This is a genomic window from Desulfonauticus sp., assembly GCF_055126295.1.
The window spans coordinates 220,343-240,069 of the sequence record NZ_JBSRHE010000003.1; the positions used below are offsets into that span (position 1 = coordinate 220,343).

Here is a 19,727-nt window from a genome sequence, read left to right on the forward strand (position 1 = left end):
ATTCTCCTAAATATCTAATTCTTTAACTAATAAAGCATTTTTCTGAATAAATTCTTTTCTTGGTTCTACCTTTTCACCCATTAAATTAAAAAACAACTCATCTGCTTCTTCAGCATCTTCTACTCTTACCTGATATAAATTTCTTTTTTCAGGATTCATAGTTGTATCCCAAAGTTGTTCTGGATTCATTTCACCCAAACCTTTATAGCGCTGAATATTAATACCTTTTCTAGAAAATTCATGTATTTTATCAAAAATAAAAATCAGGTCTCCAGATTCTATTTCTTGATCATTAAAAATAACCTTAAACTCTAATTCTGGAGATATACTTTTAAAGTAATCTAATATTTCATAAGATTTTTTATATAATCTAGAATTAAAAAACTCTACACCAAATTTTATATTAACATCATTACTATCTATATATATATATCTTTTCAAATCTTCATCCTCATATTCTATTAATTCTTGGTTTAAATTATATCCTAAATCATATAAATATTCTTTTAAACTTTCATAAATGGAATCAAAATTTTCTATAGTTATCTTCTCTTTATATTTTAACAGACCAAAAATAAGATTATAATCAAAACCTATTCTTTTAATTTCATCTAAATTAAACTTAAGCCTATTCAAATTATCTATAAAATTCTTTTTATCCTCAACAACATTTTCTTTACTATTATTTAGTGAAATGATACTAATTTTATCTAAAATTCTATTAATTAAAAATCTATTTAATTCATTATCATCAACAAAATAATATTCTTCTTTTCTTTCAGAAATTCTATATAAAGGAGGTTGGGCTATATATAAATACCCTTTATCTATAACTTCTTTAAATTTTCTATAAAAAAAAGTAAGTAAAAGAGTTCTAATATGAGCCCCATCAACATCAGCATCAGTCATGATAATTATTTTATGATAGCGAATTTTATCTACACTTCCTTCTTCCACATTCAAACCTAAAGCTGTAATTAAGGCACGAATTTCTTTATTTTCCAACATCTTATCCAATCTAGTTTTTTCTACATTTAAAATTTTTCCTCTCAAAGGTAAAATGGCCTGAAATTTAGGATTTCTCCCTTGTTTAGCTGAACCACCAGCAGAATCACCCTCAACAATAAAAATTTCACTTTCTTCTGGTGATTTACTCTGACAATCTGCCAATTTACCTGGAAGAGAATTATCAGAAAGAGCACTTTTTCTTCTCACCAGTTCTCTGGCCTTTTTGGCTGCTTCTCTAGCTCTGGCTGAATCTACGATTTTTTCTATTATATTTTTAGCTTCTTTAGGATTTTCTACTAAAAAAGTACTAATTGCTTCATACACAACACTAGCAACTACACCTTGAACTTCGCTATTACCTAATTTTGTTTTAGTTTGTCCTTCAAACTGAGGATTTGGAAGTTTAACACTAATAATAGCTGTTAAACCTTCTTTAACATCATCTCCAGAAATCTTAACTTTTAATTTTTTAGGTAATTCGTTATTATTTATATAATTATTTATAGCTCTGGTTAAAGCTGTTCTAAAACCTACTAAATGAGTACCACCTTCTATTGTTCTTATATTATTAGCAAAAGAAATTATTTTTTCAGAATAATTATTTGTATATTGAAAAGCAAACTCTATTTGAATTTTATCAATATCTTTATTTAAATAAAAAATAGGATGTAATCCATTACTTCCACTATTTAATTTTTCGACAAAAGATTTTATACCACCTTCGAATTTAAACTTATCACTATTACCAGTTCTTTCATCACTTAGTTCTATTAAAATACCACTATTTAAATAAGCTAATTCTTCAAATCTTTTGGCTAAAATGGAGTAATCAAAAGTAATATTTTCAAATATTTCTTCATCAGGTCTGAATTTAATAGTAGTTCCTGTTTTTTCCGTAGTTCCAATTTCCTGTAAAGAAGTTACAGGAATCCCTTTTTCATATCTTTGAAAATACTTTTTACCATTTCTTCTAATAGTAACTTCTAAAAATTCAGATAAGGCATTTACAACAGAAACTCCAACTCCATGAAGACCTCCAGATACTTTATAGACAGAATTATCAAATTTTCCACCAGCATGTAATACAGTCATAACAACTTCAACGGCAGGTCTTTTTTCCTTGGGATGAATATCAGTAGGAATACCTCTACCATTATCTATAACTGTTATACTGTTATCTAAATTAATTTTTACTTTAATAGTATCACAAAAACCTGCCATAGATTCATCTATACTATTATCTACTACTTCATAAACTAAGTGATGCAAACCTCTATAGTCAGTACTGCCAATATACATGGCAGGTCTTTTCCGTACAGCACTTAGACCTTCTAAAACTTTTATACTTTCAGCTGTATAGTTATTACTCATATTATAAAATTACTCCTCTGTATAATATGTTTCTTCTTCTATTTCTACTGGCATAGCAAAAATGACATAATTTGGATCTTCTTCTCCTTCTATTTTGAAAGGCTCTAATTTTCCTGAAAATCTAAAAGTTATATTTTCGGAAATAAAATGATCTAAAATTTCTATTATATCTTTAGTCATTAAAACTATGGAATCTAAATCTCCACTAAATTCACAACTTAAAATTTCCTGGGCTTCACCAATATCAGAACCATAAGCACTTAAAGTTATATTACTGGGAGATAATTTAAATATTGTCGATTTTGTATTAGTATTAAAAAGTATTAATCTATCTAAAGAATAAATTAAATCTTGTTTATTTATAGTTAAAGATGAATTCATTGAGTTTTTATATTTATCTAAAAAGTCGTGATAATTTGGAAAATTATAAGAACTCAAAGGAAAAGTATACATTTCTTGTTTATCTATAGTTCTAATAAATAGCCTTCCTTCATTTATATTAATCTCTATATCTTCTTCATTAAGTATCTTTTTCAATTCATTGACAATTTTTTTATTAATTAAAATACCTTCATCGGGTAATATATTATATATATCTTCGTTTATTAGTTTAAAAAGAGCCATTTTAGGTCCATTTAACCCACAAAATTCTATGTCTCCAACTTCTTTTCCTTTTTTTATACTCATACATGTCATACTTTCTAAAGATTCATCGTCAGATATACAGAAATAAACTTTATCTATAGCTTCTTTTATAATATCTCCTGACCATATTTTTTTATTTTCCTCTGGAAATTTATAAAATTCTTGAAACCAGGATGATTCTACAACAGGAATAGAATATTTATTTTGTCCTTGAGTTATAAGTACCTTTTGTCCTTGCAAACTTAAAGTAATATTTCCTGGATTTAATTTTTTTAATAAATCAGAAAAGATTTTTCCTTGTACTCCAATTAATCCTTCTTCTCTGGTTTCGCAGGGATAAGTACAGGTTATTTCTATATTGGAATCTGTAGCTAAAAACTGAACCTGGTTTTCCTTACTTTTAATCCAGATAGTTCTAAGAAAAGCAGCTCCGGTTTTTTGAGGTAAAATAGAAGCTATTTTTTGTACACCACTTAAAACTTCTTCTTTCTTAAAAATAATATTCATTTTTTTCTCCTTTTAGTTATTAAAAGTGTACATATGTTATTAAATCTTATAACTGTTTAATATTACTGAAAAAGTTATAAAAAATCATTTTTCCTAAATGTTCTTTTTTAAGAACATTTAATTTGGACGTTTTTTTTTGTTCTTAAGTATCCTTTAAACGGGATATCTTGTTCCTTAGTCCTTTGTTGACTAAGCTTAGACCCTGGACTAAGATAAGCTATAATAACTCAATTTTTAGTTTAAGGCAAATCTTTCTCAGGGTATAACTCGTTGATTTTTTTAATAAAAAAGAGGGTTAAAATGGGAACATTTAAAAAGAGCTTAAATGAGATAAATGAAAAAATTAAAAAGGGAAAGGCAGTTGTTTTAAATGCCTTAGAAATGGCTGATTTGGTTAAAAAGGTAGGAAAAGAAAAGGCGGCCAGAGAAGTGGATGTGGTAACTACAGGTACCTTTTCTCCCATGTGTTCCTCTGGTCTTCTCTTTAATTTTGGTCAATATCCTCCTTTAATTAAAGCTTCAAAGGTTTGGTTAAATGGAGTTCCAGCCTATGCTGGATTGGCAGCTGTAGATGCTTATTTAGGAGCTACAGAACCAGCTGAGGACGATCCTTTAAATAAGGTTTTTCCTGGACAATTTAAGTATGGAGGAGGACATGTTATTGAAGACTTGGTTCGGGGAAAATCTGTTCATCTTCGAGCCCTGGCTTATGGTACAGACTGCTATCCTCGTAAATTTTTAGAAAAGGATATAACCTTAGGAGAACTTAGGAATGCCATTTTGTTAAATCCAAGGAATTGTTACCAGAATTATAACTGTGCAGTTAATCTAAGTTCCAAAATTAAATATACCTACATGGGACCCTTAAGGCCTAACTTGGGAAATGCCAATTTTGCCACTTCTGGTCCTTTGAGCCCTCTTTTCAATGATCCTTATTTACGCACAATAGGAACAGGTACGAAAATTTTCCTGGGAGGAGGTATAGGCTATGTTATTGGCTATGGAACTCAGCATAATCCTTCTCCTCCTCGAAATGAAAGGGGTCTTCCTTTAGTGCCAGCTGCCACCTTGATGTTAAAAGGAGACTTAAAGCAAATGCAGGCTCGTTATCTCAGGGGAGTGAGCTTGATTGGTTATGGTTGTTCCTTAAGTGTGGGAGTAGGAATTCCCATTCCCATTTTAGATGAAGAAATGGCCTGGTTTACTGGAGTAAGGGCAGAAGATATTTTAATGCCAGTAATAGATTACGGTGAAGATTATGGTCAAGGAAAGGCCAAGGCTTTAAAGTATGTTAACTATGCTGAACTCCTTGCTGGAGAAATAGAGTTAGAGGGTAAAAAAATTCCTACTGTTCCTCTTACTAGTTATTCTTTGTCCTTAGAAATAGCTAATAAATTAAAAGAGTGGATAGAAAAAGGAGAGTTTTTATTAACCGAATCTCAAGAACAGATTCCATCTTATTAAAAGAAAATAGACTTAAAAATTATTTAAAAGAGTTAAATAAAAAAGGTAAAATTACTGTATGTTTTTCAGGAGGAGTTGATAGTGGTCTTTTAGTTTATTTATGTTTAAGTCTAAACCTTAATTTTGAAACAATTACTTTTTTTAATTTTGGATTTACAGAAGAAGAATATTTTTTTATTAAAAAATGGTGTAAAAAAAATAATATTAAGAATAAACTTATATATATAAATTCTTTGAGTGAAGATAGTATAAGACTTAATAAGAAAGATAGATGTTATTTTTGTAAAAAAAATATTTTTAATAAAATAAAAAAAGAGTTTTCTTTATTGATTGAAGGTACAAACTGTACCGATTTGAAAGAATATAGGCCTGGTATAAAAGCTATAAAAGAATTAGAAATTATAAGTCCTTATCTTGATTGCGGTATTGAAAAAAAAGATATTATAGATATTTGTCGTAAGTATGGCTTATCTTTTTTAAATTTAAAGTCTAGATCTTGTCTTTTTACTAGGTTTGATTATAATTATTTTATTTATTTTTATTTAATTGATAAAATTAGAAAAATAGAAAATATATTTTTAATTTTAAAAATATTTGATTTTAGGATAAGGTTTTTAGTAGATAAAATTGTAGTACAAATATCTTTTACTGAATATAACAAAGTTATTAAATTTTATTTTTTTTTAAAAGTAAAGATAGAAGAATTTTTTAAATTTAAAAATGTAAATTTTATATTTTCTTCTCAGATAAGTGGATATTGGGATAAATTAAGAGGTATAAAATTATGATTTTTAAAGAAAGGTGTTTAAAAGTTAAAGAGTTTATTTCTAAAAATAATATTGATGCTTTTTTAGTTTTAAATCCTAGTAATAGATATTATTTATCTGGATTTGAATTAAAAGATGTTCAATATAATGAAAGTGCCGGTTTTTTGTTGATTACTAGAGATAAGGTATTTTTATTTACAGATTCTAGATATTTAGAAGAAGCTAAAAAACATTATGCTGATGATATTTTTATTTATAAAGAAAATAAATTTTATTTTATTAAGCAAAAAATTAAAGAATTAAATTTAAACAATATTGGTTTTGAATATGATTTTTTTCCTTATATTTTTTGGGAGAATTTAAAAGATTTAAATCTTTTTTCTTTTAAAGGAATAATTGAAAATATCAGAAAAATTAAAAATAAAGAAGAAATAGAAAAAATAAGAAAAGCAAATAAATTGGTTTATGAAGTTTTTGAAATAATTCCTTCTTATCTAAAAGAAGGAATCACAGAAAAAGAGTTAGCCTGGTTTATTGAAAAGTTTTTTAGGGAAAAAGGAGCTCAAGGAACTTCTTTTGAACCTATTGTGGCTTTTGGTAAAAATTCTGCCTTACCTCATGCCAGGCCTTCAGAAAAGAAATTAAAAAAAGAAACTGTGGTACTAATAGATATAGGTTGTAGGTACTTAGATTATTGTTCAGATCAAACCAGGACTTTTTGGTTTGGAGAAAATCCTCCAGAATATTTTTTAACCACTTTAGAGCTGGTGAAAAGAGCTCAGGAAAAAGCTATTAATTTTATTCAAGCAGGAAAAATAATAAAAGATGCTTATTGGTTAGTAAAAGAGTATTTTCAAGCTAAAGGGGTAGGTGAATATTTTACCCATGCCTTAGGGCACGGAATAGGTCTGGATACCCATGAAATACCTAGTTTGAGTCCTGCAAATGAGAATAAGTTTGAAGAAAATATGGTGGTTACAGTTGAGCCGGGTTTATATTATCCTGAGTGGGGTGGAGTTCGCTGGGAATATATGGTCCTGGTTACAAAAGAAGGCGTAGAAATAATATGAGTTTTTCTTCTAGAGCTTACCTGCTCTTACCCAGGAGAGATATTGCTTATTTTAAATTTTTGATTGAAGCCTGGGATAATTTGGCTTATTTAACAGTTATAGATAAATATAAGGCAGTTATTGAACTTAACTTTTCTAAAGAATATAAAAATAAAGTTTTAAAAGTTTTAGAAGCTATACAAAAAGAAATTGAACTTAAAATTTTATACTTAAAAGAGGAGTGAGTTATGCGTTATAAATACTTATTAATTTTTTTATTATCTCTATTTTTATACGCTATGGGAACAACTGATAATGTAGTTACAAGAATACCTTCTCCAGATAGATTTTTTAAAGTTAAAATTATAGATACTGAAGAAAATGAAATAATAGCAGATAATTTTTCTGTAAATGGATTGACTTATTTACCAGCAGAAATTGGAAAAACAGAAGTTAGCATTGATTTTAAGAAAATAGAAAAAATTTTATTTTTTAATCAAGATAAAAAACTAAAAATAAAAATAAAGTTTACTAATGGTGAGGTTTCTGACTTTACAATGAAAAAAGATATAGTTTTTTTTGGTCGTACTGGTTGGGGAAATTTAAAAATAAAATCTAAAGATATTAAACAATTAATTTTTATAAATTAAAAAAAAGTCTAGAATTTTTAGCTGTTTGTTCCCATACGCTTAGAACATCTTTCTTAATTATTTTACTTAAGGCATAGGCAGTAAAGAGCATATAAGCTGGCTGGTTGGTTTTTCCTCTATAAGGCATGGGAGTGAGATAAGGGCTATCTGTTTCTAAAACAACACTTTCTAAAGGAACATATTTAGCTACTTCCTGTAAGCTTATATTTTTGGTAAAAGTTAAAGCACCTGAATAAGAAAGTAACCACCCTTGTTCTAAAACTTTTTTTGCTTCTTCTTTTCCATAACTAAAACAATGAAATAACACTCTGGAAAGGTTAAAATTTTTTAAAATGGAAAAGGTATCTTCTTTAGCATCTCTAGAGTGAATAACCACAGGTATATCTAAATCTTTGGCTATACTTAATTGTACTTCTAGAATTTTTTTTTGTTCTTGTGGTGAAGAAAAATTATAGTAATAATCCAGACCTACTTCACCTAAGGCTTTTACATTTCTATCTTCTAAAATAATTTTTTTAATATTTTCTATCTCTTGATTATTTACTTTAGAGGCATCATGGGGATGAATACCTAAAATAAAAAAAATAGGATAGTTAGAAAAAAAATCTCTATATTGATAATATTCTGTAGAGGATAAAAATACATTTCCTATTTTGCTTATTCCACAAAATAAGGCCCGCTCAATTATAGAAGGCAATTCTTCAAGTTTGCTCATACTTAAGTGAGCATGAGTATCTATTCCTACTCTGGGTAAACTTAAAATTTCTGGATAAATTTTAGTTTTCTTCTTCTTTTTTCCCATTTAAATAGCTCTCTAAATCCAATGCTTCTTCTATAAGTAAAACAGGTATTTCTTCTTTGATTGGATAGACTTTTTTACATTTAGCACAAATAAGTCCATCTTCTTCTTGAGTTAAAGTTAAATCACCTTTACACTTTGGGCAGGCTAAAATTTCCAGAAGTTCTTTATCTAAAGACATTTAAGCCTCCTATTTTTTATATATATAAATATTTTTGTTTAAAATTAAAAGAAAGATACTTTAAACTTTTAGCCAGAATAGCTACAACTAAAAAGGAAAATAAAAATCTTGCTACAAGAATTCCAGAAACATGAGCTCCAATTAAAAGCATAAGTAAAGTATCTTCTATTATACTATGGGATAGTCCCATAAGAGTTAAGGATTTAAAAATATCTTCTTTGGGAATAATACCCTTTTTACTTTCCTGAATGAGCAAAGCTCCTCCATAAGATATACCCATAGTTAAACCAATAATAGTTAAAGGTATTGCCTTGGTTCCTAAGTCTAAAATTTTTATAATTGGTTCTAACAATTTATTTAATAAGGAAATTATTTTTGTTTTTTCCAGAATCTTAATAGTTAAAATTAGAAAGAGAATTATAAAATAAATGTAAATTAAATTTTTAATTTGATAAATTAACCAGTTTGATAAATCAGCTGGTTCATGAGAGAGATTTAATAAGAATTCTCCCTTATAATTCAAAAGATTAAATTTTGTGTATATTTGATTTAAAATTATCCCCAAAACTAAGGCTCCTAAAAAACGACACAAAAATTGAAAAAAAAGTTTAGGTCCTGATTTTTGAACTATTTTTAATTCCACAGGAAAAGAATGAGCTATTAAAATCATTGTGGCCAGGATTGTTATTTGGGCTACAGTCAAGCTTTGAGTTTCAGTAAGGGAAGGCAGGATGACTAAACCAGCATATATGTTGTTTATTATACAGGTTGCCCAAACTATACCCATACTTCCTGGTAAACCTACCAGACTCATTATAGGTTTTAATGCTTGAGCTATATACTTTATTAAATCCAGAGAAACTACTATCTTTACTACAATGATTACAGGAATCATTATTTTTAGTAATTCGTACCAGGTAAGTATACTGTCTTTAAGTATTTTTTTTATAAATTTTAACATATTAAAATATATTTTTTAAGATGTTTTCCTTTGAAGTGCTTTCACTTGGTGTATTAGTGGAGCTGATTTCTTTTGGTTCGGTTCCCTTTTTAAAAGGAAGGATATAAACAGGATCACTTTTGGGTCCAGCCAACTTCCCTGTTTTTCCATCTATTTTTAACATTACAATATTGCTTGGTTTGGGAAAATCTTGAACTGGATAGTTATTTTCAACAGCTAAACGATAATTTACCCAAATGGGAGAAGCAGCTCTAGAACCAGTCTCGTATTTTCCCATGGGCCTTAATTGGTCAAATCCAACATAAACCCCTGTAAGTAAATAGGGAGAAAACCCTATGAACCAGGCATCTTGTTCATTATTGGTGGTTCCTGTTTTACCAGCAACAGGTCTTTTCAAGACCTTTGCCCGAAAACCTGTGCCGCTTTTTACCACCTCTTGCAGTAAGTAGGTGATAATATAAGCGGTATCTGGACTTAAAGCTTCTTTTATAAGGGGTTGATGTTCATATAAAACTTCTCCCCAGGAAGTTTTAACTTCTTTTACCAAGTAGGGGTCTATATAAGTTCCAAGTCTGGCAAAGGCAGTATAAGCTCTACAAAGTTCGGTCAGGGTTACTGGTACAGACCCCAGACTAATAGAAAGGTCTTGAGGAAACTCTTCTTCTATTCCTAAGACCTTGGCTCGCTCAATAATTTTTTTAATACCTAATTGTTGAGCTATTCTAATGGTAACTAAATTTCTGGAATTAACTAAAGCAGTTCTAAGTAAAGTAGGTCCATAAAAGATTCCTTCAAAGTTTTCTGGTTTCCAGGTAGAGTTGGTGTTAGTATCTTCATAAACGATTGGTGCATCTAAGACAATGGAAGCAGGAGTAAAGCCATTGTCCATAGCAACAGAGTAAACAATAGGCTTAAAGGCTGAACCAGGTTGTCTTTTGGCTTGAGTGGCTCGATTAAATTGAGAACGATTAAAACTATATCCTCCTACCAAAGCCAGCACTTCCCCGCTTCTGGGATCTACAGAAAAAAGGGCCCCTTCTACTTCTGGTTCTTGTTCTAAAGCAAGTAGCCAGTAATCTTTTTCTTTACCTTTAAAACTGGCTAAAACCACGTCTCCAGGTTTTAATACCTGAGTGGCGTCTTTGACTTTGGGTACATCTTCAGGTGCCTTTTTGGGATCTGGAGTCCTGGCCCAGGACATGTATTTTACAGGGATAAAACCTTTATACTTTCCAAATCTAACCCAGGCTCCTTGAGGCTCCACTTTGGTTACTAAAACCTCAATCCATTCTGAACTATTGGGAAGGAACAATTCTGGCTGTAAGACTTGAGTTTGAAGAAAATTTTCGTATTCCAGAGGAGTTAGAGTTTTAAGAGGACCTCTAAATCCTCTTCTTTTGGTAGAGGCAATTAGACCTTTTTTCAGGGAATTTTCTGCTGCATTTAAATGTTCTAAATCTGCACAGGTTTGAACTACCAATCCACCCTTATAAACTTTATCTTCTCCAAACTTATTTATGAGCCACCTTCTAACTTCTTCTAGGTAATAGGCCCCCTGTTGCCAGGAAGGATCTCCAGAAGACTTGAGAATAAGAGGATAATTTAAGGCTTCCTTATATTCTTGAGGTGAAATCCACTTTAATTCCAGAAGTCTTCCCAGAACATAGTGTTGCCTTTTTTTAGCTGCTTCAAAGTTATTATAAGGATTATATTTAGAGGGTGCCTTGGGTAAACCTGCAATAAGGGCTGCTTCTGCCAGGTTGAGCTCTTTGGCGTGTTTACCAAAATAGGTTCTGGCAGCTGCTTCAATGCCATAAGCTCCATGCCCTAAATAGATTTGGTTTAAGTAAATAGTAAGAATCTCATTTTTATTTAAATATTTTTCCAATCTATAAGCTAAAATTATTTCTTTTAATTTTCTTTTATAACTCCTTTCTGGAGTTAGAAGCAGGGATTTTATTATTTGTTGAGTTATAGTACTTCCTCCCTGGACTATGGTTCCTGCCTGTAGGTTTTTTATTGCTGCTCTAATAATTCCCAGCAAATCTATTCCTTCATGTTCATAAAAATTAGAATCTTCAGCTGCTAGAAAGGATTTTATAACCCAGGGAGATATTTCTTTTAAAGATACTAAAAATCTTTTTTCTTTATAAAAATAACCAAGAATATTTCCATTTTTAGTATATACAGTTGTAACCAGGGGTGGATTATAGTCTGTTATTTTTTTAAAATTGGGTAAATCTCTTTGAGCCCAAAAGTAAATTCCTACTAAACCTCCCAATCCCATCAAAATGAGTATGACTAGAATTATAATTAATATTTTTATTTTTTTCATTTTTTTATCCAATTAAATTATTTTTATAGTTTCCATATAGCTGAAAAATATATTCTGGTTCATAATCAAATATTTTTAATAGTTCTTTAACTTGGTTGCTTTTCTTCTGAGCGAAACAATTATTATCCTTAAAAAATACAATTTTTCTGTTTATAACCCAAAAGGGGTATATCCTGCAAAAGAAAGGGCGATTTTTTACTTTTAAAGAGCATCCTTTTGAAGTTAAAAAAATACATTTTTTATTTACTATATTTAATCTAAAATATGATTTTTTTTCTTTAAAAAAAGAAAAAATTTTTTTATCCTCAGGAAAAATTTTTTTTAAATTATTTAAAAATTCAGTAGTTACTTTTTCTAAAAAAAAGAACTCCTCTTTAGTTTCCTTTTTAATTTGTTCTATTTCTAAATTACTTAAAGGAAAAATAATATTTTGTTCATCGTTCAAAGTGCAGCAGGTTGGATATAGTTGTGAACATTTTTTACAAATATATTCTTCCATTTAACTAAATTTTAATTTACCTTTACCTAAAAGGTCGTGAAGGTGAATTATACCTACTAATTTTTTTTCCTTATCATTATTTACTACTGGTAAAACTGTTATTTGTTTTTCTTCCATTAAGTCCAGAGCTTTTGCAGATTTTTCGCTTTCTTGAATATATTTTGGATTTTTGGTCATTACTTCTGAAATAGATTTATTATAATCTATATTTTCTTTACAAGCTAGTCTTCTTAAATCTCCATCAGTAAATACACCCTGTAGAATATTTTTCTCATCCCTTATAATTACTATTCCTAAGTTGGTTTTATTCATTACTTCTAAGGCTTTTTTTAGGCTTTCTGTGTTAAAAACTAGAGGTATGTTGCTGTGCATAAGGGAACGGATGGGTTCTGAAAGTCTTTTCCCCAGAAAGCCTCCAGGGTGATAGAGTTTAAAATCTTCTTCTTTGAATTCCTTTTTTTTGATTAAACAAACGGCTAAAGCATCACCCAGGACCAAAGTTGCAGTGGTACTTGCAGTGGGAGCGAGGTTTAAGGGGCAGGCCTCCCTTGGCACTTTTACTTTAAGCACCAGGTCGCTTAATTTGCCCAAGGTGGAATTAGGATTGGAGGTGAGGCTAATAATTCTTAGGCCCAATTGGCGAAGAGAGGGAATGATGGCATTGAGTTCGTCTGTTTCTCCACTGTTGGAAATGGCCAAAACAACATCTTCTTTTTGGAGCATTCCCAGATCGCCATGGGCTCCTTCTACTGGATGAAGAAAAAAGGCAGGAGTACCAGTACTGCTTAAAGTAGCAGCTATTTTTCTACCCACCAAACCTGATTTACCAATACCTGTAATAACTACTCTCCCTTTGCACTTGGCTAAGATTTCTATGGCCAGGTCAAAGTTGTGATCCAGGTCCTTTTTGACCTGCTCCAAACCTTGTATTTCAATCTCAAAGACTTCTTGTGCTAATTGCAGCCATTTATTCATTTTACCACTCTACACAAAATTTTCCGCACTTTTCACTGGGTTTTAAGGGATATTCTTCATTAAAACAGGCCAGACAGAAGTTATTTTTCCAGGAAACAGATTTCTTTAGGCCTTCCAGGCTTAAATAGTGCAAGCTATCCAGGCCAATAAATCTAGCTATATCATTTACGCTTTGCTTGCTGGCAATTAGTTCTCCTTTGGAAGAAAAGTCAATACCAAAGAAACAAGGATAGCGGATGGGTGGACAGCTTACCCGCATGTGAATTTCTCTAGCTCCCAGTTCTCGTAGTTTTTTTACCCTGGTTCTAATAGTAGTGCCCCTAACGATGGAGTCTTCAATGATTATGATGCGCTTGTTTTTTATCATTTTAGCCACAGGATTTAGCTTTACTCGCACTCCAAAGTCACGCATATCTTGAGAGGGCTGGATAAAGGTCCTGCCCACATAGTGATTACGAATCATGGCCATTTCAAAGGGTAAGCCTGAGGCCTGGGCATAACCAATGGCTGCATAAACTCCAGAATCTGGAAAGGGCATTACAAAGTCTGCTTCAATGGGAGCTTCCTGGGCCAGAATAGTTCCCATTTTTTTTCTGGCCAGATAGACTTCTTCTTCAAAGACAATGGAATCTGGTCGGGCAAAATAAATGAGTTCAAAAATACAGGAAGATTGTTTTTGAGGTTCAGCAAAAAAGATACTATTTAAGCGGTCTTCTTCAATAATAACCATTTCCCCTGGTTTTACACAGCGCAGGTATTCTGCTTCCAGGAGGTCAAAGGCGCAGGTTTCTGAGGCCAAAACATAGGAAGAGCCCACTTTACCAATGGAAAGGGGACGAAAGCCTAAAGGATCCCTTAAACCAATTAGTTTATTATTTATGAGGATAATTAAACTATAAGCCCCTTGAATTTTGGCCAGGGTCTTGATCAGGGCTTCTTCTATGGTGCTCCCATTTAAGTACTTGGCTAAAAGATGGACAATAACTTCACTGTCCATGGTAGTCTGGAAAATGACTCCTTCATTTTCCAGTTCTTGTCTCAGCTCCCAGGTATTGATGAGATTACCATTGTGGCCAATGGCAATATTTAAGTCTTTAAAATGAACCATAAAAGGCTGGGCATTACGAATTTGCGAAGAGCCAGTGGTGGAATAACGTACATGTCCCAGAGCAATATCCCCAGGTAATTGTCGCAAATTTTCTTCTTTAAAAACGTCTGGAACCAGGCCCATACCTTTGTGTTCAAACATTTTTTGTCCATCAAAGCTGACTATACCTGCGCTTTCCTGCCCTCGATGTTGCAAGGCATAAAGGCCAAAATAGGTCATTCTGGCGGCTTCTGGATGACCATAAATGGCAAAAAGTCCACAAGCTTCTTTTTTCATTTTAGTTTATTCCTCTTTGTTTGTAATATTCTTGTAAGCTTTTAATTTGCAAATCAGCATTTAACCTTTCTTTTATGGCCAGGGCCATAGCCTTGGCTGCAGAAATAGTAGTAGTATAAGGTATGCCATAAAGCAGAGCTGTTTGTCTCAGGGAAGAAGAATCCTGTACGGTTTTTTTGCCAGAAGAGGTGTTTATAAGTAGGTCTATTTGACCATTTTTTATGTAATCAATGGCATTGGGCCTACCTTCATAAACTTTGTTGACAATTTCTACAGGTATTCCTGCTTCTTGCAAAAATCTTCCTGTTCCTCTGGTGGCAATTATTTTAAAGCCCAGTTCCTGAAAAATTCTGGCAGGTAATATGGCCAAAGGTTTATCTCTATCATTGACAGAAATAAAGACATTGCCCTTTAAAGGTAGATTTTGACCAGCTGCCAACTGACTTTTGAGATAAGCCAGACCTACATTGGCATCTATGCCCATTACTTCCCCTGTAGAGCGCATTTCAGGACCTAAAATCACATCCACTCCTGGAAAGCGGTTAAAAGGCAATACTGCTTCTTTGACTGCAAAATAGTTGGGTTTACCCGGTCTTTGGGGAAGCAGGTCTTTTAATTTTTTCCCCCACATAACTTTTGTGGCTAACTTGGCTAGGGGGATACCTGTTGCCTTACTTACAAAAGGTACAGTTCTGGAAGCTCTGGGGTTTACCTCCAGAATAAAGACTTCCTTATCCTTTACAGCAAACTGGATATTCATCAATCCCACTACTTTTAATTCCTGGCTTAGAAGTTTGGTTTGCCTTTCTATTTCAGCAATGAGCTCAGGAGATAGGGTGTGAGGAGGTAAAACACAAGCAGAATCTCCAGAATGTACGCCTGCTTCTTCAATGTGTTCCATTATGCCACCTATGTAGGTATCCTCTCCATCACTTAAGGCGTCCACGTCTATTTCAATGGCATTTTCCAAAAATTTATCTATTAAAATGGGATGATCAGGCGAGGCCCAGATGGCCTGCTGAAAATAATTTTCCAGATCTTCACTGTCATAAACGATTTCCATAGCCCTTCCGCCTAAAACATAGGATGGCCGCACCACCACTGGATAACCTATTTTTTCAGCTATTTTTAAAGCTTCTTCCTTGGAAAAGGCTGTGGCATTGGCTGGTTGTTTTAGCTTGAGTTTGTTTAAGAGTTGTTTAAATAATTCTCTGTCTTCTGCCTGGTCTATACTTAAAGGAGAAGTTCCCAAGATAGGTACGCCTGCTTCTAAAAGAGAAAGAGCTAGATTTAAGGGAGTCTGGCCACCAAACTGGACAATCACCCCATCTGGTTGTTCAAACTCAATAATATTTAAAACATCTTCAAAGGTTAAAGGTTCAAAGTAGAGCCTATCAGAAGTATCGTAGTCTGTACTTACTGTTTCTGGATTGGAATTAACCATAATGGCTTTAACACCCATTTCCTGCAGGGCAAAGGCAGCATGTACGCAACAATAGTCAAATTCTATACCCTGTCCAATGCGATTGGGCCCACCACCTAAAATGACCACTTTTTTTTCCTTTAGAGGTGCAACCTCTTTTCCTGGCTCATAAGTGGAATAAAAATAGGGGGTATAGGCTTCAAACTCTGCTGCACAGGTGTCTACTAGATAATAGGTTGGTTTGAGTTCTTGTTTTTGACGGGCAAGGCGTACTTCTTTTTCTGGCAAGTTGAAAATTTTTCCCAGTTGCTTATCCGAAAATCCAAAAGCCTTGGCTTGCTGAAAAAGCTCTTTGTTGGCTTTAAACTCTTCCCAGGAAAGAGTTTTTAATTTTTCTTCCAGGTCAATAAGTTCTTGAATTTGATCTAAAAACCAGGGATCAATGCCTGTAAGTTGATAGATTTCCTCTTGAGAAATGACTTTTAGAGCCTGCTTTAAATAGAGCAGGCGTTTGGAGTTGGGATTACGAATGAGGCTTTTTAATTCTTCTATGTCTGGAGGTGTTTCTATGTCTTCAAATCCAGCCAATCCTATTTCCAGGGAGCGAAAACCTTTTTGCAAGGCCTCTTTAAAAGTACGGCCAATGGCCATGGTCTCACCCACACTTTTCATAGCTGTATTGAGTTCGTCTTTGGAACCAGGGAATTTTTCAAAGGTAAAACGAGGGATTTTGACCACACAGTAGTCAATGGTAGGTTCAAAGGAGGCCACAGTTTCCTTGGTAATGTCATTGGGAATTTCATCCAGAGTATAGCCTACGGCTAATTTGGCTGCTATTTTGGCTATGGGAAAGCCTGTGGCTTTGGAAGCAAGAGCAGAAGACCTGGAAACTCTGGGGTTCATTTCAATAACTACCATCTCCCCATTTTGAGGGTTGATGGCAAATTGAACATTGGAGCCCCCTGTTTCCACTCCTATTTCCCGCATGATGGCAAAGGCAGCATCACGCATTTTTTGGTATTCTTTATCGCTTAAGGTTTGCGCCGGAGCTACGGTAATGGAATCTCCTGTGTGTACTCCCATGGGATCAAGGTTTTCTATGGAACAAATGATTACACAGTTGTCCTTTTTATCTCGCATTACTTCCAATTCAAATTCTTTCCAGTGCAATACAGATTCTTCCAGCATTACCTCTTGTTTAAGGCTGGCCTTAAGGCCCTGCGATGCTATGTGTTTTAATTCTTCTAGATTGTAGGCAATGCCTCCTCCTGTACCACCTAGAGTAAAAGCAGGTCTAACAATAATGGGAAAGGGAATTTCTTCGGCCAGTCTGATGACATCTTCTAAAGAGCGGGCAATACCACTTTTGGGAACTTTTAGACCAATTTTGGCCATAGCCGCCTTAAATTCTTCTCTACTTTCTGCTTTTTTAATGGCCTCAAGTGAAGCACCGATTAGCTCTACATTGTATTTTTCTAAAATACCTTCTTCAGCTAAAGCCACAGATACATTTAAAGCTGTTTGCCCTCCTAAGGTGGGTAATAGGGCATCAGGTTTTTCTTGGGCAATTATCTTGGCTATTATTTCTGGAACAATGGGCTCTATGTAAGTGGCATCTGCTAATGCTGGGTCAGTCATAATGGTAGCGGGATTGGAGTTTATTAAAACCACTTCATAGCCTTCTTCTTTTAAGGCTTTGATGGCTTGAGTCCCAGAATAATCAAATTCACAGGCCTGCCCAATAACAATAGGCCCTGAACCAATGACCAGGATTTTTTTTAAGTCTGTCCTTTTTGGCATCGTCTCCCCTAATTTGACTTTTTAAGTTTTTACAGGATAAAAGAGTTCCATAACCTTGGTTTTCATAGTGAGATAACTTGACAGGGTCAATCTCTAACTTTAAATGAAAATTAGTTAGTCCAAATTTTTTAAAAGAAGGTACAATGAGTCCCAAACCCCTATCTCAATTTCCCATTGGCAGCAAAGTAAAAGTTGTTTCCTTTTGTGGTGGCTGTAAACTACGGGGAAGAATGTGTGCCCTAGGTATTTTTCCTGGAGTTAAATTGGAAATTAATCAAAACTGCCCTCTGCAAGTAAAAGTCAAAGACTCAGTTTTGGTCTTGGGCCAGGGAGTGGCAGATAAAATTTTAGGTATACCCACGGATTAAAAAATGCATGAAATAAGCTTAAATCAAGTAATTACTGATTATTTAACAGGTAAAGAAATAGAATTAACCACCTACGAAGATTTGCGACAGTCTTTGGCCAAAATTTTAGTAGAGGAAAAAGGTTATCCGAAAAAACAGATTAAACCCAAAGTCAAATTAAAAATCCAGTTAAAAGACTGCTCCTATGATATAGTTCTGGATTTTGTAGTTTTTAATGAAGAAAATCAGCCCATGCTTTTACTTGCCTTTTGTGCAGGAGAAGTTGCCTCTTTTGTCAGGCAATATGTAGCTGCAGCCAGGCTGTTTACTCCGCCTATTCCCCTGGTTTTGGTTACAGACACCAAAGAAGCCTATCTGGTGCAGGCCAAAGATAAAAAGGTTTTGGAGAAGGGATATTTTGCCATTCCCACTTATGAAGAATTAAAGGTTCTGGTTCAAAAAGCTCCTCTTCCCAACCTGGAAGCAGTACAAAGAGAAAAAGAAAGCTGTGTGGCTCATGCCTATTTTGCCTTAAGTGATAGCTGTTGTTCCAGGGCTTGTCAGCTTAAGGATAAATCTGAGTAAAATTAATCTCTCCTAATTTTTCTATGTGTTGAGCCAGCTTTTCCTTGCTGGCTGTGGCTGTGCCTATTTCTGCTACTACTATGCCGGCAGCAAAATTGGCAATCAGGGCTGCTGTCAAAAGGTCTAAACCACTGGCAAGCCCCAGGGTAATAGTGGCAATTACTGTATCTCCAGCTCCAGTCACATCAAAGACCTTTTGAGCAAAAGTGGGAAGAAGAAAAATTTCTCCACTTTCAGGAAAAACAGCCATACCTTTGGGACCTAAAGTAATTACCAGGTTTTTTAAGCGAAATTTTTCCTTAAGCTTTAGCCCGTTTTGAATAAGACTTTTTTCGTCTTCTATGCGTAGACCTGTTGCTTGCTCAGCTTCTTTTTTATTGGGAGTTAAAAGGTAAAAATCTCGATAAAAAGGATAGTTTTTTTCTTTTGGGTCTACAATTAAGGAAAAATTTGTAAGTTTTTTTAAAAGAGAAGGACAAATACATCCTTTTCCATAGTCTGAGAGCAGTAAGTAGTTGGAATTTATTTTTTTATCTAAAAAATCCAGTAATTTTTTTCTCTCTGTTGTATCTAAGTGGTGGCTTTCCTCTCTATCAATACGCAACATTTGCTGGTTTTGAGCCATAATTCTGGTTTTTATAGTTGTGGGACGCTTATCACTTTCTACCAAATAAGCCTCTATTTTTTCTGCAGCTAAAATTTCTTTAATTTTCTCTCCAGCTTTATCTTTACCTATCACACTAAAAAGAATGGGATTGGCTCCCAGGTGTTTTAAGTTGCGTGCAACATTCCCTGCCCCTCCTAAAAGATATTTATCCTCTTTTATGTGCACTACAGGAACAGGTGCTTCTGGAGAAATCCTTTCTACTTCTCCAAAGCTATATTGATCTAACATTATATCGCCTATGATAGGCAAGGAACAATTTTGTAATTTATTTAAATAGCCTAACAGAGTTTTAATTTTAACCATAATATTT

General features: G+C 33.1%; 18 protein-coding genes. 7 read left to right on the plus strand and 11 right to left on the minus strand.

The window, feature by feature from the left end; all coding sequences use genetic code 11:
• Positions 1–6: 6 nt before the first annotated feature.
• Together gyrB and dnaN are read right to left on the minus strand one after the other, a co-directional pair.
• Positions 7–2,379: a DNA topoisomerase (ATP-hydrolyzing) subunit B gene (gyrB, locus tag ACTCIM_RS03295; RefSeq protein WP_029967706.1), complete on the minus strand. Its 2,373-nt coding sequence runs from the start codon at positions 2,377–2,379 to the stop codon at positions 7–9.
• Between the two features lie 9 nt (positions 2,380–2,388).
• A complete protein-coding gene (gene dnaN / locus ACTCIM_RS03300) occupies positions 2,389–3,531 on the minus strand; it encodes a DNA polymerase III subunit beta (protein WP_029967704.1) in 1,143 nt (380 codons plus the stop codon).
• 300 nt (positions 3,532–3,831) lie between these two features.
• Between dnaN and ACTCIM_RS03305 the strand changes: the two genes are divergently transcribed.
• Genes ACTCIM_RS03305 through ACTCIM_RS03325 form a run of 5 tightly spaced genes read left to right on the plus strand, consistent with a single transcriptional unit; the run spans position 3,832 to position 7,461 of the window.
• On the plus strand, positions 3,832–4,995 hold the full coding sequence (locus ACTCIM_RS03305; protein ID WP_029967702.1) for a homocysteine biosynthesis protein: 1,164 nt from the start codon (positions 3,832–3,834) through the stop codon (positions 4,993–4,995).
• On the plus strand, positions 4,935–5,783 hold the full coding sequence (larE, locus tag ACTCIM_RS03310) for an ATP-dependent sacrificial sulfur transferase LarE (RefSeq protein WP_472313847.1): 849 nt from the start codon (positions 4,935–4,937) through the stop codon (positions 5,781–5,783). Before ACTCIM_RS03305 ends, larE begins: the two co-directional genes overlap by 61 nt.
• A complete protein-coding gene (locus ACTCIM_RS03315; protein WP_472313849.1) occupies positions 5,780–6,832 on the plus strand; it encodes a M24 family metallopeptidase in 1,053 nt (350 codons plus the stop codon). Before larE ends, ACTCIM_RS03315 begins: the two co-directional genes overlap by 4 nt.
• Positions 6,829–7,056: a DUF4911 domain-containing protein gene (locus ACTCIM_RS03320; protein ID WP_029967696.1), complete on the plus strand. Its 228-nt coding sequence runs from the start codon at positions 6,829–6,831 to the stop codon at positions 7,054–7,056. Before ACTCIM_RS03315 ends, ACTCIM_RS03320 begins: the two co-directional genes overlap by 4 nt.
• A gap of 3 nt (positions 7,057–7,059) precedes the next feature.
• Positions 7,060–7,461, plus strand: a complete 402-nt coding sequence (locus tag ACTCIM_RS03325) for a hypothetical protein (protein WP_464278901.1) — start codon at positions 7,060–7,062, stop codon at positions 7,459–7,461.
• Here ACTCIM_RS03325 and ACTCIM_RS03330 read toward each other — a convergent pair.
• Genes ACTCIM_RS03330 through carB form a run of 8 tightly spaced genes read right to left on the minus strand, consistent with a single transcriptional unit; the run spans position 7,451 to position 17,818 of the window.
• On the minus strand, positions 7,451–8,263 hold the full coding sequence (locus ACTCIM_RS03330) for a TatD family hydrolase (protein ID WP_472313851.1): 813 nt from the start codon (positions 8,261–8,263) through the stop codon (positions 7,451–7,453). The genes ACTCIM_RS03325 and ACTCIM_RS03330 overlap by 11 nt on opposite strands.
• A complete protein-coding gene (locus ACTCIM_RS03335; RefSeq protein WP_029967686.1) occupies positions 8,238–8,441 on the minus strand; it encodes a Trm112 family protein in 204 nt (67 codons plus the stop codon). Before ACTCIM_RS03335 ends, ACTCIM_RS03330 begins: the two co-directional genes overlap by 26 nt.
• 16 nt (positions 8,442–8,457) lie before the next feature.
• Positions 8,458–9,402 carry a hypothetical protein gene (locus ACTCIM_RS03340; RefSeq protein WP_472313853.1) on the minus strand — a complete coding sequence of 315 codons (945 nt, stop codon included), beginning with the start codon at positions 9,400–9,402 and terminating at the stop codon, positions 8,458–8,460.
• Position 9,403: 1 nt separating this feature from the next.
• A complete protein-coding gene (locus tag ACTCIM_RS03345) occupies positions 9,404–11,737 on the minus strand; it encodes a penicillin-binding protein 1A (RefSeq protein WP_472313855.1) in 2,334 nt (777 codons plus the stop codon).
• Positions 11,738–11,741: 4 nt separating this feature from the next.
• Complete coding sequence (locus tag ACTCIM_RS03350) at positions 11,742–12,236, minus strand: YkgJ family cysteine cluster protein (RefSeq protein ID WP_029967677.1); 495 nt, start codon at positions 12,234–12,236, stop codon at positions 11,742–11,744.
• Complete coding sequence (locus tag ACTCIM_RS03355; protein ID WP_472313857.1) at positions 12,237–13,211, minus strand: KpsF/GutQ family sugar-phosphate isomerase; 975 nt, start codon at positions 13,209–13,211, stop codon at positions 12,237–12,239.
• Position 13,212: 1 nt separating this feature from the next.
• The gene (purF, locus tag ACTCIM_RS03360) at positions 13,213–14,595 is read right to left on the minus strand and encodes an amidophosphoribosyltransferase (RefSeq protein ID WP_472313859.1); all 1,383 of its coding nucleotides are present in this window, start codon (positions 14,593–14,595) and stop codon (positions 13,213–13,215) included.
• A gap of 1 nt (position 14,596) precedes the next feature.
• Positions 14,597–17,818, minus strand: a complete 3,222-nt coding sequence (gene carB, locus ACTCIM_RS03365; RefSeq protein WP_472313861.1) for a carbamoyl-phosphate synthase large subunit — start codon at positions 17,816–17,818, stop codon at positions 14,597–14,599.
• Between the two features lie 143 nt (positions 17,819–17,961).
• On the opposite strand from carB, the gene ACTCIM_RS03370 reads away from it, so the two are divergent.
• Both ACTCIM_RS03370 and ACTCIM_RS03375 read left to right on the plus strand, forming a co-directional pair.
• Complete coding sequence (locus ACTCIM_RS03370) at positions 17,962–18,186, plus strand: FeoA family protein (protein ID WP_464278910.1); 225 nt, start codon at positions 17,962–17,964, stop codon at positions 18,184–18,186.
• Between the two features lie 3 nt (positions 18,187–18,189).
• Positions 18,190–18,750 (plus strand): type I restriction enzyme HsdR N-terminal domain-containing protein, encoded by a 561-nt coding sequence (locus ACTCIM_RS03375; protein WP_029967666.1) that lies wholly within the window; start codon positions 18,190–18,192, stop codon positions 18,748–18,750.
• Here the strand turns inward: ACTCIM_RS03375 and rfaE1 are convergent.
• A complete protein-coding gene (gene rfaE1 / locus ACTCIM_RS03380; protein WP_472313863.1) occupies positions 18,731–19,720 on the minus strand; it encodes a D-glycero-beta-D-manno-heptose-7-phosphate kinase in 990 nt (329 codons plus the stop codon). The two genes, ACTCIM_RS03375 and rfaE1, sit on opposite strands and share 20 nt — an antisense overlap.
• Between the last annotated feature and the right edge of the window lie 7 nt (positions 19,721–19,727).

Coding starts and splice junctions, on each gene's coding strand:
- ACTCIM_RS03325 (WP_464278901.1), top strand. CDS start 7,060: ATGCGTTATAAATACTTATTAATTTTTTTATTATCTCTATTTTTATAC.
- carB (WP_472313861.1), bottom strand. CDS start 17,818: ATGCCAAAAAGGACAGACTTAAAAAAAATCCTGGTCATTGGTTCAGGG.
- ACTCIM_RS03350 (WP_029967677.1), bottom strand. CDS start 12,236: ATGGAAGAATATATTTGTAAAAAATGTTCACAACTATATCCAACCTGC.
- ACTCIM_RS03315 (WP_472313849.1), top strand. CDS start 5,780: ATGATTTTTAAAGAAAGGTGTTTAAAAGTTAAAGAGTTTATTTCTAAA.
- dnaN (WP_029967704.1), bottom strand. CDS start 3,531: ATGAATATTATTTTTAAGAAAGAAGAAGTTTTAAGTGGTGTACAAAAA.
- ACTCIM_RS03370 (WP_464278910.1), top strand. CDS start 17,962: ATGAGTCCCAAACCCCTATCTCAATTTCCCATTGGCAGCAAAGTAAAA.
- purF (WP_472313859.1), bottom strand. CDS start 14,595: ATGAAAAAAGAAGCTTGTGGACTTTTTGCCATTTATGGTCATCCAGAA.
- ACTCIM_RS03355 (WP_472313857.1), bottom strand. CDS start 13,211: ATGAATAAATGGCTGCAATTAGCACAAGAAGTCTTTGAGATTGAAATA.
- gyrB (WP_029967706.1), bottom strand. CDS start 2,379: ATGAGTAATAACTATACAGCTGAAAGTATAAAAGTTTTAGAAGGTCTA.
- ACTCIM_RS03335 (WP_029967686.1), bottom strand. CDS start 8,441: ATGTCTTTAGATAAAGAACTTCTGGAAATTTTAGCCTGCCCAAAGTGT.
- ACTCIM_RS03340 (WP_472313853.1), bottom strand. CDS start 9,402: ATGTTAAAATTTATAAAAAAAATACTTAAAGACAGTATACTTACCTGG.
- ACTCIM_RS03320 (WP_029967696.1), top strand. CDS start 6,829: ATGAGTTTTTCTTCTAGAGCTTACCTGCTCTTACCCAGGAGAGATATT.
- ACTCIM_RS03330 (WP_472313851.1), bottom strand. CDS start 8,263: ATGGGAAAAAAGAAGAAGAAAACTAAAATTTATCCAGAAATTTTAAGT.
- ACTCIM_RS03345 (WP_472313855.1), bottom strand. CDS start 11,737: ATGAAAAAAATAAAAATATTAATTATAATTCTAGTCATACTCATTTTG.
- rfaE1 (WP_472313863.1), bottom strand. CDS start 19,720: ATGGTTAAAATTAAAACTCTGTTAGGCTATTTAAATAAATTACAAAAT.
- ACTCIM_RS03305 (WP_029967702.1), top strand. CDS start 3,832: ATGGGAACATTTAAAAAGAGCTTAAATGAGATAAATGAAAAAATTAAA.
- ACTCIM_RS03375 (WP_029967666.1), top strand. CDS start 18,190: ATGCATGAAATAAGCTTAAATCAAGTAATTACTGATTATTTAACAGGT.